This window comes from Aeromonas sp. R5-1, from assembly GCF_040908265.1.
GTDB lineage: Bacteria > Pseudomonadota > Gammaproteobacteria > Enterobacterales > Aeromonadaceae > Aeromonas > Aeromonas caviae.
Genome location: NZ_JBFODJ010000130.1, coordinates 224,360 through 238,133 on the forward strand (window position 1 = coordinate 224,360; position 13,774 = coordinate 238,133).

The following is a 13,774-nucleotide window of genomic DNA, read 5'->3' on the forward strand; positions in this document are numbered from 1 at the left end:
TCCCCGTCAAGAGAGCACCATGGATATTCGAGCCCTGCGTTACTTCGTCGAGCTGGTGCGGGAGCAGAGCTTCACCCGCGCCTCCGAGAAGCTGTTCGTCACCCAGCCCACCATCAGCAAAATGATCCGCAACATGGAAGAGGAGCTGGGCCAGCCCCTGCTGAGCCGGGTCGGTCGCCGCTTCACCCTGACCGACAGCGGCCAGGTGCTGTTCAATCGGGCCCAGACCATCCTGGCGGAGATGCAGCAGCTGGAGGCGGAGCTGGCGGATCTGCAGAGCCTGCAATCCGGGCGTCTTGCCCTCGGCATCCCGCCCATGGTGGGCCATGTCTATGCGGATCTCATTCGTACCTATCGCAGCCGCTACCCCGGCGTGGAGCTCTCCATCGTCGAATATGGCGGGCGGCGCATCGAGCAGGCGGTGCTGGCGGGGGAGCTGGATCTCGCCATCACCATGCTGCCGACCAGGGAAGAGGGGGCTCTCTGCGCCCTGGATCTGGACAGTTACCCCATCCGGGTGGTGCTACCGGACCTGCCCCGCTGGCGCGAGGGGGGCGAGATCCGGCTGGAGGCTCTGCGGGACGAACCCTTCCTGCTCTATACCCAGGCCTTCACCCTGAGCGAGCGGCTGGAGCAGGCCTGCGAGCAAGCCGGGTTCGTGCCTCAGGTGGCGGCCCGCAGCAGCCAGTGGGACTTTCTCACCGCCATGGTACGAAGCGGTATGGGGGTCGCCTTCCTGCCGGAGCCCATCTGCCGGCGGCTGACGCCGGATGGGCTGGTGTTGCGCCCTCTGGCCCCGGCGCTGAGCTGGCGACTCGGGGTGATCTGGCCAGGGGATCGCTACCTCTCCCGCACCGCCGAGGCCTGGCTTGCCCTGTGCCGCGAGCAGGGCTGAGGGGCGGGCCTGGGGTTAGGGGGTCCCCGGTGACGCCATGCCTGTGACGAAGCGGGCATAGGCTGCGGAGTGTCGCACCTCCTCAATCTCGTCCCACACCTGTTGGCTGAGATCGGGGTGGGCCTGATGGAAGGGGTGGGAGAAGATGAGGTAGTAGGGTTTTTCGACCAGGGGAGGGGTGATCCGCTCGAGTGTGGCCTGCAGCTGCGGGTGGGCGGCCAGGGTCCGTTCTGCGACCCCGGTTTGCAGGGCGGCGGCAACGGCGCGCTGCATCGCGACCTTCTTGAGCAGGATCAGTGGCTCCCTGCTGGAGTCATCCACCCTGACACCGCTCTCCTGCAGCTGGGCGACGATGGAGAAACCGGACTGCGCCGCAATGACGCCATGGGCGACGAGCTGCCGGCCATCCCAGCGAACCTGTCCGCCTTTTGGCTGGTAGAGGCTGTAGCTCTCGGTGAGCAGGCGCTTGGCGGGATCAGGTGCCCCCTGTCGCATGGGATAGACCCCTATGGTGCGAGCACGCTCTTCGCTGTAGCTCAGCTTGACTGCGGCATCGAGCTGGCCCTGGCTGACGAGGGAGAGGCAGCGTTTCCAGGGAAGGGGGGTGAGAATGATGGGATGCCCGATCCGGTTTGCCACCTCCTTGAGGTGGAACTGCACTATCCCCTCGCCGGACATCAGCAACCAGGGAGGCGAATCGCTGTTCTCCATGCAGGCACGAATGCTGCCGGGGGCGGCCATGACGCAGGTCGGCAGCAACCAGAGCAGCAGCGCCAGGCAGAGAGTGTGCAAGGGGAGCCTGCCTGACAGGGGAGAACCGGCGAGCCAGTCAGGGAGCGATGCCAAAGTCATCCCTCATCGGGTCATAGAGATAGGAGCGGTAGTCGGTGCTCTCGTCGGGCAACTGCGGGTTGGTCAGCCGGAAGATCTGGCGTGAATCGAGCCGGGCAAAGACCAGGGAAGGCTGGAAATGATGGCGCCAGAGGCGCTGCAGGGAGCCATCTTTCCAGGCCAGTTGCAGGCCGCGCAAAAGGCGCTCGCGCTCCTTGCTGTAGGTGGCGTGGCTATAGAGGGAGTGGATGAGCGGATAGAAGAGGGCGACATGGCTATCCACGGTCAGCCCCGGCAGGCCGGGTCTGTGGATTTTCCACTCGCTCAATATCTCGTTGGCACCACGGCAGAAGAGATCGATCCGGCCACGGGCCACCAGGCGAAACAGTGACTCATAGTTATCCACCTCCTGCACCCTGAAGCCGTTGTAGCGAAGGATGTCGGCATCCCGCCAGCCGGTGCCCACCCCTTGTGTGAACTGCTGCAACTGGGACAGGGTGTGAACCCCGGCCAGGGCCTGGGCACGGGCGCTGCCGACAAAACAGACCCGGTAGCCGAGCACGCCCAGATCGATGGGGAAGGGGACCAGGGTGACGCCGGGTTGAGGGATCTCCTGGGGCCAGCTGTCGACGATGAAGAGGGCATTCTTGCCCGGCGTTTGCACTTCGAGCCGCATCCTCGCCTTGTTCATCCTGATGGCGTCGAGCAGTTCATAGTCGCCGTACTCAGGACGTGTTTTCTCCAGCGCCAGCCGCATCGCCGCCCGGTAATAATTCATGCGGACATCCTGTTGGGTTTCCCCGGTGATCAGGGTGAAGCGGGTGGCCGCCATCGTGAGGGACGGGAGGGAGAGGGCGAGCAAAAGGAGCAGGATTCGATGCATCTTGACCGGGTTCGGCAACGGGATTGTGCCCAGTATAGACGGGCCATTCCCGTCGACACAGCGCTATCAGGCTCTGGCAGATCTGACCTCTTGAGAAGGGGGTCATGCGGATTTCATCAAGAGACCCAGGCGACGACAGAGTTGGCGCAGCGTCTGGTTGTCGAGGCAGCCGAAGCCGAGCAGCCACCCCTCCAGTGTCGGCGGGCCCAGGTAGAACTGGCCCAGATGGCGCAGCCCCAACCCGCAGGTATTGGCGGCATTGGTCCAGCGCGCCTCGCCACCGGGGGGCAGCAGCACGGCGCACTGCAGGCCGGCGCCGCTGTGGATGGGGGTGAGCCCCGGGCAGTGCTCGGCCAGTTCCGCCAGCAGCAGATCCCGTCTGCTCTGGTAGAGGAGGCGGCTCTGGCGCAGGTGGGTGGCGAAGTGCCCGCCCCGGATGAAGTCTGCCGTGACCGCTTGCTGCAACTGGTTGCTGTGGCCGTCGACGGCGGCCCGGGCGCGGCAGAAGGAGTCCATCAGCGGCCTGGGCAGCACCAGGTAGGCGAGGCGCAGCGAGCCGAACAGCACCTTGCTGAAGGTGCCCACATAGATCACCCGCCCCTGGCCGTCGAGCCCCTGCAGGGCGGGCAGGGGACGCTGATCATACTGGTACTCCCCATCGTAATCGTCTTCCAGGATCCAGGCGCCGTGACGCTCTGCCTCGGCCAGCAGCGCCATGCGGCGGGGCAGGCTCATGGGGACGCCAAGGGGATACTGGTGTGCCGGGGTGCAGTAGATGAGGCGCGGTGCAGGATGATCCCCATGAGGGTTGAGCCCCTCTTCATCCACCGGCACCGGATGCACCCGGGCACCGGCGCTCTCCATGGCGGTGCGAGCCCCGGGATAACCGGGGTCTTCCACCCAGACGGTGTCACCGGCATCGATGAGCAACTGGGTCGCCAGCAGGATCCCCTGCTGGGAGCTGGTGAGGATCAGGATCTGATCCGGCTCGCACACCACGCCGCGGGACTGCACCAGATAGCTGCTGATGGCGGCGCGAAGTTCCCCAAGCCCCTGGGGATCCCCGTAGTTCATCCAGTCGCTGGCGCGCTGGCGCCACTGTTGCTGCATCAGCCGACCCCAGAGTGCCTGGGGGAAGAGACGGGGATCCGGCTGGCTGGAAGCAAAGGTGGTGCCCACCTCGGGCACGTCGTGACAGGCGCCACCCAGGGCCATCTCCTGGCCGCGGCGGGAGAGGCCAGCCGCTGACTGGGGCGGGCGCGGCGCGGGGCGCACCGCCGCCAGGGCGACAAAGCTGCCGGCGCCCACCTTGCGCACCAGATACCCCTCCGCCTCGAGCCGGCCATAGGCCAGTTCCACCGTGCTGCGGGAGATCCCGAGATCCCGGGCCAGGAGACGGCTGGCGGGCAGGCGGCTGTGCAGGGGCAGGTGGCCCGCCAGGATGGCCTCGCGCAGGGTACGCACCAGTTGTTCGTGCAGGGGCAGATCCCCTTGCTGCTGGCTGGCGAAGAGCGTTGGCAGAACGGTCATGATGCGCTCCCGTTGGCGCGGGGGTTGCGCCCCTTTCGAGGCAGGGATCCTGCCCGCAGGGCATGGCGCGGCTGTGGGGCTGGCGACCGACGGGCAGAGCGGGTGGGGTGGATGGTCATGGTGGCGGCTCGATGAAATTGGTCTGCCCATATTGGCAAAATTGGTCGGCGTGGCAAGGCCATTTTGTCGCTACATTGGTGGTCACAGGGTGGCGCCAGCAGGCGGCACGGATTGGCAACACAAGGAGTCTGCATGTCGGAATACAGTGCCACCATCAGTTGGCAGCGGGGGGAGCATGAGCCCTTCGTCGATCAGCGTTACAGCCGGGCCCATGAGTGGGCGTTTGATGGCGGGGTCAGGGTGCCGGCCTCCTCCTCTCCCCATGTGGTGCCGCTGCCTTACTCGGTGGCGGAACATGTGGACCCGGAAGAGGCGTTTGTGGCGGCCCTCTCCAGTTGCCACATGCTCACCTTCCTCTGGCTGGCGGCGAAGGCGGGCTATCGGGTAGAGAGCTACCGGGACGAAGCGGTCGGCATCATGGCGAAAAACGGACAAGGTCGCCTCGCCATGACCCGGGTCACCCTGCGTCCCAGGGTGATCTTCGGGGGAGAGCGGGAGCCCGCCTTGGCGGATCTGGAGCAGTTGCACCACCAGGCCCATGAGGAGTGCTTCATCGCCAACTCGGTCAACACCGTCGTCACCACAGAGATCGTCATCTAGTCATCAGGAGCGTTCAGGATGAGTCATGTATTGAGCACAGGGGTGGCAGGGGCCGCCGAAGCCAGCGCCTTTTTCGAGGCCCAGCTGAAGTTTCGTACCGATCCGGCGGATCTGGCCGCCGATCTGCTGGCCGGGGCGGCGGGGATCGTGGTCATCGATACCCGCTCCCCCGCACACTATGCCGAGGGGCACATTCCCGGCGCCATCTCCTTCCCCCACAGGACCATGACGGCGACGACCACGGCGGCACTGGACCGGAACCTGGTGTATGTCTGCTATTGCGACGGCATCGGCTGCAACGGTTCGACCCAGGGGGCCTACAAGCTGGCGTCCCTCGGGTTTGAGGTCAAGGAGTTGATAGGGGGTCTGCACTGGTGGCGTCAGGACGGTTTCGCCGTCGCCACGGGCAGCGAGCCCGGAGTGCTGCTGGAAGGGGGAATTGCCTGTGCCTGTTGAACGTTGCAATGAGGGGGGCGACGCCTCCCTGCCCGGTGCCGCCCTTTTCAACGACTTTGGGCAGCCTCTGGGGCGTGCGCTGCCAGAATGGCGCGGCGCCGAGTTCCCTCCCCACCGCGCACTGCATGGCTGGGGCTGTCGTCTCGAGCCCCTTGATCCCGAGCGCCACCTGGGGGATCTGTGGCAGGCATTCAGTGCCGACAGCGGGGCCATGTGGACTTACCTGACCAGCGGCCCTTTCGCGGACGAGGCCGCCATGGGGGTCTGGCTGCGGGAGGTCGCCACCAAGCGGGATCCCCAGTTCTACGGCATCATCGACGAGGGGAGCGGACGGGCGCTGGGGCTGGCGAGCTACCTGCGCATCGATCCCCTGGCGGGCAGCATCGAGGTGGGCTGGCTGCACTTCTCCCCCGCCATGCAGCAGTCACGGCTGGCGACGGCGGCCATGGTGTTGATGATGGCCAATGCCTTTGCCCTGGGATACCGGCGCTATGAATGGAAGTGCAATGCCCTGAACCTGCCTTCGCGCCAGGCGGCCCTGCGCCTGGGCTTTCACTATGAGGGGACCTTCCGTCAGGCGCGGGTGGACAAGGGACACAACCGGGATACGGCCTGGTTCTCCGTCATCGACAGCGAGTGGCCCGCCCTGAAAGGGTGCTTCGAGCGCTGGCTGGAGGACGGCAACTTCGACCATGCCGGGCGTCAGCGTCGCCGACTCTCCGAACTGACCGCCGCCTACCGCTCTGCGGCGTGTTGAGGGCGGCAGATCACCCGCCGGGACGGGGCGGTTTCCGGTCGGGTTCCTTGGGCGCTTCGCCCGCAAGGCGCCAGATCCGACATCCAGACGCAAGAGGCGCCAGTCATGGTGCCTCTTCTGTTTGTTTAGTCGTGGTGATCGCCGATGGGGGCCGCAATCCAGTTCATCAGCCGAACCATGTCCCCGGGGGCCACGCCGACCGAGAGCCCCCGCTTGCCACCGCTCACCAGGATCTCGTCGAAGGCCATGGCGGAGTCGTCCAGCACGGTGGGCAGCAGCTTCTTCTGGGCCAGGGGGCTGATGCCACCCACCTTGTAGCCGGTCAGCTTTTCGGCTTCCGCCGGCTTCATCATCTCCACCTTCTTGAGCCCGGTGGCCTTGGCGAGCTGCTTGAGGCTGCACATGCCCGAGGAGGGCACGATGGCCACCACCGCCTGCTTGTCGTGATGGGCGAGCAGGGTCTTGAACACCTGCGCCTCGGGCAGACCCAGTTGGGTGGCGGCATGCTTGCCGAAGTCGTCGTGGGCTTCACACTCGTAGGGGTAGAGCCTGTGGGGGATCTTGAGCTTTTTCAGCAAGTTGATGGCGGGTGTCATGGGGTCTCCTCGAACCGTGGCAAGGCCAGACAGTCTGCGCCCGGGAGCCGGATGTGGCAAGAACCAGTCTTCACACCCAATCGGGGCCTGTGTTAGCGTAACCGGGTGCCGGATCCTATGATTTGGGCACTTGTCCCCGCATTCCAATGCAATGCGCCGGCGATCGAAAGGAATCGTAGCCATGAATACCACAGCACTTTGCGCTCGCGATATCGACGCGATGGATCGATATGAGACCCTTGCCAGGCTGACCGCCCTTGATCGGGCCTATGGCATGGTCGAGTTCGATCTCGATGGTCGCATGGTGTCGGTCAACCCCCTGTTTTGCGACATGCTGGGCTATCCCCCCGAAGCGCTGGTGGGCCAGTCCCATCTCATGCTGTTGCCGCCGGATCTGCAGGCAGAGCATGATCTCTTCTGGCAGAAGGTATTGGGTGGCGAGATCCAGTCGGGGGAGTTTCGCCGGGTCAGGCAAGGTGGCAGCCCCCTCTGGCTCCATGCCACCTACATGCCCGTGAGCGACGAGGCCGGCACCCTGCTGGGGGTGGTCAAGCTGGCGCACGACATTACCTCGGCTGTGATGGCCAAGCAGCGGGTCGAGCAGCAGAGCCAGCTGTTTGACATCGTGGTGGCCGCGCACCAGAGTTTTCTGCTCGATCGCAATCTCGGCTCCGCCTGCGACACCGTCTTCGAGCGGCTGCTGAGCGTGAGCGAAAGCTCCTATGGTTTCATCGGCATCATCCAGTACGAGGATGGTCGTCCCAGTCTCTATGTTCCCTCCATCTCCAATGTCTCCTGGGACGAGGCGACCCATGCCTGGTATGAGCAGCAGCGCCAGAGCCGGGGCGGGCTCATCTTCAGCAAGCTCGACAACCTGTTTGGGCACGTGGTGACCCACAATACCCTGGTGTGCTGCAACGATCTGCCGAGCCATCCAGCCAGTCGCGGTGTCTCCCCCCGTGGTCATCCGCACCTGGAGAGCTTCCTCGGCATTCCCATCCGCCACAAGGGAGAGGCGATCGGCATGATCGCTCTGGCCAACCGCCCGGGTGGCTTTGACGAGACCCATGTCAGCCTGCTCGAGCCCCTCACCACGGCCCTTGGCACCCTTATCCACGCCCGCAACCTGGAGGACGAGCGCAGTCGCATGGAGCGGGTGCTGCGCTTCAACGCCGAGCATGACTTCTTGACCAAGCTGCCCAACCGCAGCAGCTTTTTCCAGCAGGCCAACGTGTTGCTGGATCACGTCCAGCACCATCCTGCCGAAGGGGAGGCCTGCTGCCTGGCCTTGATAGATATCGACTTCTTCAAACAAATCAATGATGTATATGGACACCTTGCCGGAGATGCCGTGCTGGCGTCGCTGGCGGGGCTGCTGATGCAGGCGGTGCGCAGCAAGGATCTGGTGGCGCGATTTGGCGGGGAGGAGTTCATCCTGCTGCTGCGGGGCACGACCCTGGAGGAGGCCCACACCATCATGGAGCGCATCCGGCGCCAGGTGGAGCAGCACACCTTCCTGTACCAGCATCAGGCGATCACCGTCACCATCAGCGTGGGGCTCACACCCTATCAGATGAGTTACAGGCGCATGGATGACTGGCTTCAGTGTGTGGACCAGCGACTTTACGAGGCAAAACGTCGTGGTCGCAACCAGGTCTCCTGATGAAAGGCTATATCGCGAAATAAAACAGGGCGCCATCATGGCGCCCTGTTTGTTGTGGATGTTTTTTTCCCTTAGAGGGGGCTGTGCTGGCGGCAATATCGGGATCCCCGTGCCCGGCAGAGACGAAAAAGGGCGCCGGGGCGCCCTTGTTTGCAACGGTCCGGGATCAGCCGGTGTTGCGCATGCCGGCGGCGATGCCGGCGATGGTGACCATCAGCGCCTGATCCAGCTCGGGGTGCAGGGTCTCCGGGTGGTTGCGGGAGCGATTGAGCAGCTCGGCCTGCAGCACATTGAGCGGGTCTGTGTAGGGGTTGCGCAGCTTGATGGACTCCTTGATCCAGGGCTGATCGTCCAGCAGGTCGCCCTGCGGGCGCAGTTTCAGCACCACTTCGATGGAGTCGGCAAGCTCCTGACGCAGCTGCTTGCCGAGTGCCCACAGGTTCTCCGGTACCAGGCGGGTGTCATAGTATTCCGCCAGCCAGAGGTCGGCCTTGAGGAACACCATCTCCAGCATTTCGAGACGGGTGCGGAAGAAGGGCCACTGGCGGCTCATCTCGTCCAGCACGCTCTTCTGGCCGTCGTCGATGGCCTGTTGCAATCCCTTGTGGGCGCCGAGCCAGGCCGGCAACATCAGCCGGTTCTGGGTCCAGGCGAAGATCCAGGGGATGGCGCGCAGGCTCTCGACACCGCCGTTGGGCTTGCGCTTGGCGGGGCGGGAACCGAGCGGCAGCTTGCCGAGCTCCATCTCCGGGGTGGCAGCACGGAAGTAAGGCACGAAGTCCGGGTGACCGCGCACGATACTGCGGTAGTGATCGCAGGAGACAGACGCCAGCTGCTCCATCACGGCGCGCCAGCTCTCTTTCGGCTTGGGCGGCGGCAGCAGGTTCCCCTCCAGCACGGCGCTGGTGTAGAGGTTCAGGCTCTGGATGGCCACTTTCGGCAGGCCGAACTTGAAGCGGATCATCTCCCCCTGTTCGGTGACCCGCAGGCCGCCGCGCAGGGATCCCGGGGGTTGGGAGAGGATCGCCTGATGGGCGGGGGCGCCGCCACGGCCGACGGTACCGCCGCGGCCATGGAACAGGGTGAGGCGGATGTTGTTGGCTTCAGCCAGCGCCACCAGGGATTCCATGGCGGCGTACTGGGCCCAGCCTGCGGCCATCATGCCCGCATCCTTGGCGGAGTCGGAGTAGCCGATCATCACGTACTGACGGCCCTGGATGTAACCGCGATACCAGTCCACCGACAGCAGGCGTTCCATCACGGCGGTGCCCGCCATCAGGTCTTCCTGAGTCTCGAACAGCGGGGCTACCGGCATGCGGAACTTGCAGCCGGCTTCCTTCAGCAACAGCTGGACCGCCAAGACATCGGACGGGGCACCGGCCATGGAGATGATATAGATGCCGAACGCATCGGGGTCGTGCTGGGCGATGACGCGACAGGTGTCGATGGTCTCGCGGGTCTCGGCACTGGGATCCCAGTCGCTCGGGATGAGGGGGCGGCGGGAGTTCAGCTCGCGCAGCAGGAAGGCCTGCTTGTCCTCTTCGCTCCACTCGGCGTAGTCGCCCACACCCAGGTAGCGGGTCAGCTCGGAGAAGACCTGGCCGTGACGCTCGCCATCCTGACGGATGTCCAGCTTGACCAGGTGGATGCCGAAGCAGGCCAGCTTGCGCAGCACGTCCAGCAGCATGCCGTCGGCGATGTTGCCCATGCCGCAGGCGTGCAGGGAGTGGTAGCAGAGCTCCAGGGGCTCGCGCAGCTGGGCGGTGCTCTTGACCAGATCCCGGCTCTCGCTCGCCTGGCCCTGTACCTTGGCGGTCAGGTACTCCTGGGTCTCGCGCAGTTGCTCGCGCAGCTCCCGCACCAGGGCGCGATAGGGTTCCGGGTTATCACCGACCCGGGCACGCACGGCGTCAGTGCAATCGGCCATGGAGAGCTCGGAGGTGAGCTCCTTGATGTCCTTGTAGAACAGGCTCACCGCCATCCAGCGGCCCAGCTCCAGCACTTCGGCGGTCACCTTGGCGGTGACGAAGGGGTTGCCGTCGCGGTCACCGCCCATCCAGGAGGTGAACTTGACCGGCGCGGCATCCAGCGGCAGCCGCACACCCAGATGGTGTTGCAGGCGCTCGTCCAGATTGCGCATGAATTCGGGGATGGCCGGCCACAGGCTGTTTTCCACCACGGCGAAGCCCCACTTGGCTTCGTCCACCGGGGTCGGGCGCTGTTCGCGGATCTCGTTGGTGTGCCAGGCCTGGTTGACCAGTTGCTCGATGCGACTCTGGATCTTGTCCCGCTCGCGGGGCAGCAGATCGGAGAGTTCCAGGGCCTCGAGGCAGTCGTTGAGCTGCACGTGCTTGTGGATCAGGGTGCGACGGGTCACCTCGGTGGGGTGAGCGGTCAGCACCAGATCGATGTCCAGCTCGCGCACGGCCTGGATGATGGCCTCCTGGGACAGGTTGGAGGCTTTCAGCTTGTCGAACATCTGCTCCAGCGGGTCCGGGGTGCAGACCTGCTCTTCGCAGCGACGGGAGATGGTGTGGAACTGCTCCGCCACGTTCGCCAGGTTGAGGAACTGGCTGAAGGCACGGGCCACGGGCAGCAGTTCGTCATCGGAGAGGGTACGCAGGGTGTCGAGCAGGCGCTCTCTGTCTGCCTCGTTCCCCTTGCGGGAAGACTTGGCAAGTTGGCGAATGGTCTCAATCTTGTCGAGGAAGGCCTGCCCCTGATGATCCTTGATGGATTTACCCAGCAGTTGGCCCAACATGCCTACGTTGGCCCGTAGTGCGGCGTACTTTTCGTTCATTCCACATCCTTATTTTGTTGGTGCCTCCTGACCTTCCAGGCGGGAGGCGACCTCACTTATTGTTGTGCGATTACAACATATGCTCCGTCATCTTAGGGGGACAATCTACCCAGATTGTCTGCGCAAGGTCAAATAACAAGCCGATTCAGAACATGTATTTCCCTCACCTGTCCCAAGGCGCCTGTCATGTAACTTACTTACATCCCTATTTGGCTAGACGCAGAAGCGCCTGATCAGGTGCTGCAGCACCGCCGTGGTCGGCTTGACGAACGACAGATCCAGGTATTCATCGGGCTGGTGGGCCTGGGTGATATGGCCTGGGCCCATCACTATGGTCTCGCAACCCAGTTGCTGGATAAAGGGGGCTTCGGTGCAATAGTTCACGGACTCGGCGGCCCGGCCGCTCGCCTTTTCCGCCTCCCGCACCAGCTCGGAGTCATCCTGGCAGGCATAGGCCGGAATGGGTTCGTGCAGGTGCTGCAGGTGCAGGCAGCCGGGCTGGTGGATCTCGATGGGGGAGAGCGCCTCTTTCAACATGCCCATCAGCTCGTCGGGACCCACCTGCGGGGTGGGACGCATGTCGATGTGCAGCTCGCAGCAGCCGCAGATGCGGTTCGGGCTGTCGCCCCCCTGGATGTAGCCGAGGTTCAGGGTGGGCTGGGGCACGGCGAAGCGGTGATCCGCGTACTTCTCCTTCAGATCCTGCTGGAGCCTGAGCACCTGACCCATGGCCTTGTGCATGATCTCCATGGCGTTGACGCCGTTGGCGGGATCCGAACTGTGGCCGCTTCGGCCTGTGATGCGAATGGCTTCCGACATGTGGCCCTTGTGGGCCACCACGGGCACCAGCCCGGTGGGTTCGCCGATCACCGCGTAGTCGGGTTTGAGTTCGGCTGCGGCGGCGATGGCGCGGGCCCCGGCCATGGTGGTCTCTTCATCGGCGGTGGCCAGGATGCGCAGCGGCTTGCTCAGGGTCTTGAGGTCGACCTCCTTGAGCGCTTCCACGATAAAGGCGAAGAAGCCCTTCATGTCGATGGTGCCGAGCCCGTACAGGCGGTTGCCCTCTTCGGTCACCTTGAAGGGGTCTTTGGTCCAGGCTCCTTCATCGAAGGGAACGGTATCCGTGTGACCCGCGAGCAGCAGCCCCCCTTCTCCCTGACCATAGGTCGCCACCAGGTTGAACTTGCCCGGCAGATCCGGCAGGGCCGTGACCTCGCACTGGAACCCAAGCTGGCCGAACCAGTCGGCCAGCAGCCGGATCACCGCCTCGTTGCTCTGATCCCAGCGAGTATCCGTGCTGCTGATAGAGGGAATCGCAATAATATTCTTATAAAGTGAAAAAAAATCCAGTTTGGCCATCAGCTCCTCCTTGCGTCCCCGGAGTGTTTCTGTTAGAAAATACAAATGCAAAGTGAGTGCATGAATATTCTGTTCGAGTGCTCATCGACAAGGCCTCTAGTTGTAAGGGAAAGTTAATGTTCTGTCACCTGATCTGTAACCGACGACGCATATCCGCCTGAATTGCCCCTCCGCACTCGTTGCATCAAAGGGGCGATAGCCGACCCCTTGCACCGCAGCACCATGCTGTGAATTTCGAACCCAGACTTGGAATACTCAAACATGCTTAAGACCGTTATCGTCGGTGCCAGTGGCTACGCGGGGGCCGAACTGGCCGCTCTGGTCCAGAACCATCCACAACTCGAGCTGTTCGGCCTCTATGTTTCCGCCGGCAGCCAGGACGCCCACAAACGTTTCTCTTCCCTGCATCCCCAGTGGGTGGGCAAGCTGGATCAGCCGCTGCTGCCTCTGGACGAAGACGGCATGACCCGGATCCTGACCCAGGCCGATCTGGTGGTGCTGGCTACTGCTCACGAGGTGAGTGCGGAACTCGCGCCCAAGTTCCTGGCCAAGGGGTTGCCGGTGTTCGATCTCTCCGGTGCCTTCCGGGTCAACGATCAGCAGTTCTACTCCTCCTTCTACGGCTTCACCCACGAGAATGAGCAGTGGCTGGAGCAGGCCGCCTACGGTCTGGCCGAGTGGAATGCCGATGCCGTCAAGGCCGCCCAGCTGATTGCCGTGCCGGGATGCTACCCGACCGCCTCCCTGTGCGCCCTCAAGCCGCTGCAACAGGCCGGGCTGATTGCCCAGGGGTGGCAGCCCATCATCAATGCGGTTTCCGGCGTCTCCGGGGCCGGTCGCAAGGCCGCCATCAACACCAGTTTCTGCGAAGTGAGCCTCAATCCCTACGGCACCTTCAATCACAGGCACCAGCCGGAGATCAGCCACCACCTCGGCAAGGAGGTGCTGTTCCAGCCCCACCTCGGCAACTATGTGCGGGGCATCCTGGCCACCATCTATGTGCAACTGGCGGAAGGGGTGACGCCGACCCAGGTGGATCAGGCCTACCTCAAGGCCTACGAAGGCAAGCCGCTGGTACGCCTCACCGGCCAGATGCCCTCCATCCGTGGCGTGGCGAGCACGCCCTACTGCGACATCGCCTGGCAGCAGCAGGGCAACATGCTGGTGGTGGTTTCTGCCATCGACAACCTGCTCAAGGGGGCCGCCTCGCAAGCCATGCAGTGCATAAATATCAAGTTTGGTTTTGAACCGGCCACCGGCCTGATTTAACGCTTTAAGAAAGGA

Annotated in this window: 12 protein-coding genes; 6 read left to right on the top strand and 6 right to left on the bottom strand. The window is 64.0% G+C overall.

Going from position 1 to position 13,774, the window contains the following annotated elements; all coding sequences use genetic code 11:
• Window positions 1-19 precede the first annotated feature (19 nt).
• On the top strand, window positions 20-895 hold the full coding sequence (locus AB5Y64_RS19935; protein WP_039040573.1) for a LysR family transcriptional regulator: 876 nt from the start codon (window positions 20-22) through the stop codon (window positions 893-895).
• A gap of 15 nt (window positions 896-910) precedes the next feature.
• Here the strand turns inward: AB5Y64_RS19935 and AB5Y64_RS19940 are convergent, their stop codons facing one another.
• From AB5Y64_RS19940 to AB5Y64_RS19950, 3 genes are all read right to left on the bottom strand, one after another.
• Window positions 911-1,687 (bottom strand): ABC transporter substrate-binding protein, encoded by a 777-nt coding sequence (locus AB5Y64_RS19940; protein ID WP_010675700.1) that lies wholly within the window; start codon window positions 1,685-1,687, stop codon window positions 911-913.
• A gap of 37 nt (window positions 1,688-1,724) precedes the next feature.
• Complete coding sequence (locus tag AB5Y64_RS19945; RefSeq protein WP_039040613.1) at window positions 1,725-2,609, bottom strand: hypothetical protein; 885 nt, start codon at window positions 2,607-2,609, stop codon at window positions 1,725-1,727.
• Between the two features lie 102 nt (window positions 2,610-2,711).
• The gene (locus tag AB5Y64_RS19950) at window positions 2,712-4,139 is read right to left on the bottom strand and encodes a PLP-dependent aminotransferase family protein (RefSeq protein ID WP_039040572.1); all 1,428 of its coding nucleotides are present in this window, start codon (window positions 4,137-4,139) and stop codon (window positions 2,712-2,714) included.
• A 252-nt stretch (window positions 4,140-4,391) separates the two neighbouring features.
• Between AB5Y64_RS19950 and AB5Y64_RS19955 the strand changes: the two genes are divergently transcribed.
• Genes AB5Y64_RS19955 through AB5Y64_RS19965 form a run of 3 tightly spaced genes read left to right on the top strand, consistent with a single transcriptional unit; the run spans window position 4,392 to window position 6,072 of the window.
• Window positions 4,392-4,859 carry an OsmC family protein gene (locus tag AB5Y64_RS19955; protein WP_039040571.1) on the top strand — a complete coding sequence of 156 codons (468 nt, stop codon included), beginning with the start codon at window positions 4,392-4,394 and terminating at the stop codon, window positions 4,857-4,859.
• A gap of 18 nt (window positions 4,860-4,877) precedes the next feature.
• On the top strand, window positions 4,878-5,315 hold the full coding sequence (locus AB5Y64_RS19960; protein WP_039040570.1) for a rhodanese-like domain-containing protein: 438 nt from the start codon (window positions 4,878-4,880) through the stop codon (window positions 5,313-5,315).
• Window positions 5,305-6,072 (top strand): GNAT family N-acetyltransferase, encoded by a 768-nt coding sequence (locus tag AB5Y64_RS19965; RefSeq protein ID WP_234704033.1) that lies wholly within the window; start codon window positions 5,305-5,307, stop codon window positions 6,070-6,072. The genes AB5Y64_RS19960 and AB5Y64_RS19965 overlap by 11 nt, the downstream gene beginning before the upstream one ends.
• A 125-nt stretch (window positions 6,073-6,197) precedes the next feature.
• Here AB5Y64_RS19965 and ybaK read toward each other — a convergent pair whose 3' ends face one another.
• Entirely contained in the window at window positions 6,198-6,668 is a 471-nt protein-coding gene (gene ybaK / locus AB5Y64_RS19970; protein ID WP_010675694.1) for a Cys-tRNA(Pro) deacylase, read from the bottom strand.
• A gap of 181 nt (window positions 6,669-6,849) precedes the next feature.
• Here ybaK and AB5Y64_RS19975 point away from each other — a divergent pair, with 181 nt between their 5' ends.
• Entirely contained in the window at window positions 6,850-8,331 is a 1,482-nt protein-coding gene (locus tag AB5Y64_RS19975; RefSeq protein ID WP_042014802.1) for a sensor domain-containing diguanylate cyclase, read from the top strand.
• Window positions 8,332-8,497: 166 nt separating this feature from the next.
• On the opposite strand, the gene ppc is transcribed toward AB5Y64_RS19975, so the two are convergent.
• The gene (gene ppc, locus AB5Y64_RS19980) at window positions 8,498-11,131 is read right to left on the bottom strand and encodes a phosphoenolpyruvate carboxylase (protein ID WP_010675692.1); all 2,634 of its coding nucleotides are present in this window, start codon (window positions 11,129-11,131) and stop codon (window positions 8,498-8,500) included.
• A gap of 213 nt (window positions 11,132-11,344) precedes the next feature.
• Window positions 11,345-12,490 (bottom strand): acetylornithine deacetylase, encoded by a 1,146-nt coding sequence (argE, locus tag AB5Y64_RS19985; RefSeq protein ID WP_039040568.1) that lies wholly within the window; start codon window positions 12,488-12,490, stop codon window positions 11,345-11,347.
• A 261-nt stretch (window positions 12,491-12,751) separates the two neighbouring features.
• On the opposite strand from argE, the gene argC reads away from it, so the two are divergent.
• Window positions 12,752-13,759: an N-acetyl-gamma-glutamyl-phosphate reductase gene (gene argC / locus AB5Y64_RS19990; protein WP_010675690.1), complete on the top strand. Its 1,008-nt coding sequence runs from the start codon at window positions 12,752-12,754 to the stop codon at window positions 13,757-13,759.
• Window positions 13,760-13,774 lie beyond the last annotated feature (15 nt).

What these genes read in the sequence shown, in the direction of transcription:
- AB5Y64_RS19935 (WP_039040573.1), top strand. Translation starts at nt 20, where the DNA reads ATGGATATTCGAGCCCTGCGTTACTTCGTCGAGCTGGTGCGGGAGCAG.
- AB5Y64_RS19945 (WP_039040613.1), bottom strand. Translation starts at nt 2,609, where the DNA reads ATGCATCGAATCCTGCTCCTTTTGCTCGCCCTCTCCCTCCCGTCCCTC.
- AB5Y64_RS19950 (WP_039040572.1), bottom strand. Translation starts at nt 4,139, where the DNA reads ATGACCGTTCTGCCAACGCTCTTCGCCAGCCAGCAGCAAGGGGATCTG.
- AB5Y64_RS19955 (WP_039040571.1), top strand. Translation starts at nt 4,392, where the DNA reads ATGTCGGAATACAGTGCCACCATCAGTTGGCAGCGGGGGGAGCATGAG.
- AB5Y64_RS19960 (WP_039040570.1), top strand. Translation starts at nt 4,878, where the DNA reads ATGAGTCATGTATTGAGCACAGGGGTGGCAGGGGCCGCCGAAGCCAGC.
- ybaK (WP_010675694.1), bottom strand. Translation starts at nt 6,668, where the DNA reads ATGACACCCGCCATCAACTTGCTGAAAAAGCTCAAGATCCCCCACAGG.
- AB5Y64_RS19975 (WP_042014802.1), top strand. Translation starts at nt 6,850, where the DNA reads ATGAATACCACAGCACTTTGCGCTCGCGATATCGACGCGATGGATCGA.
- ppc (WP_010675692.1), bottom strand. Translation starts at nt 11,131, where the DNA reads ATGAACGAAAAGTACGCCGCACTACGGGCCAACGTAGGCATGTTGGGC.
- argE (WP_039040568.1), bottom strand. Translation starts at nt 12,490, where the DNA reads ATGGCCAAACTGGATTTTTTTTCACTTTATAAGAATATTATTGCGATT.
- argC (WP_010675690.1), top strand. Translation starts at nt 12,752, where the DNA reads ATGCTTAAGACCGTTATCGTCGGTGCCAGTGGCTACGCGGGGGCCGAA.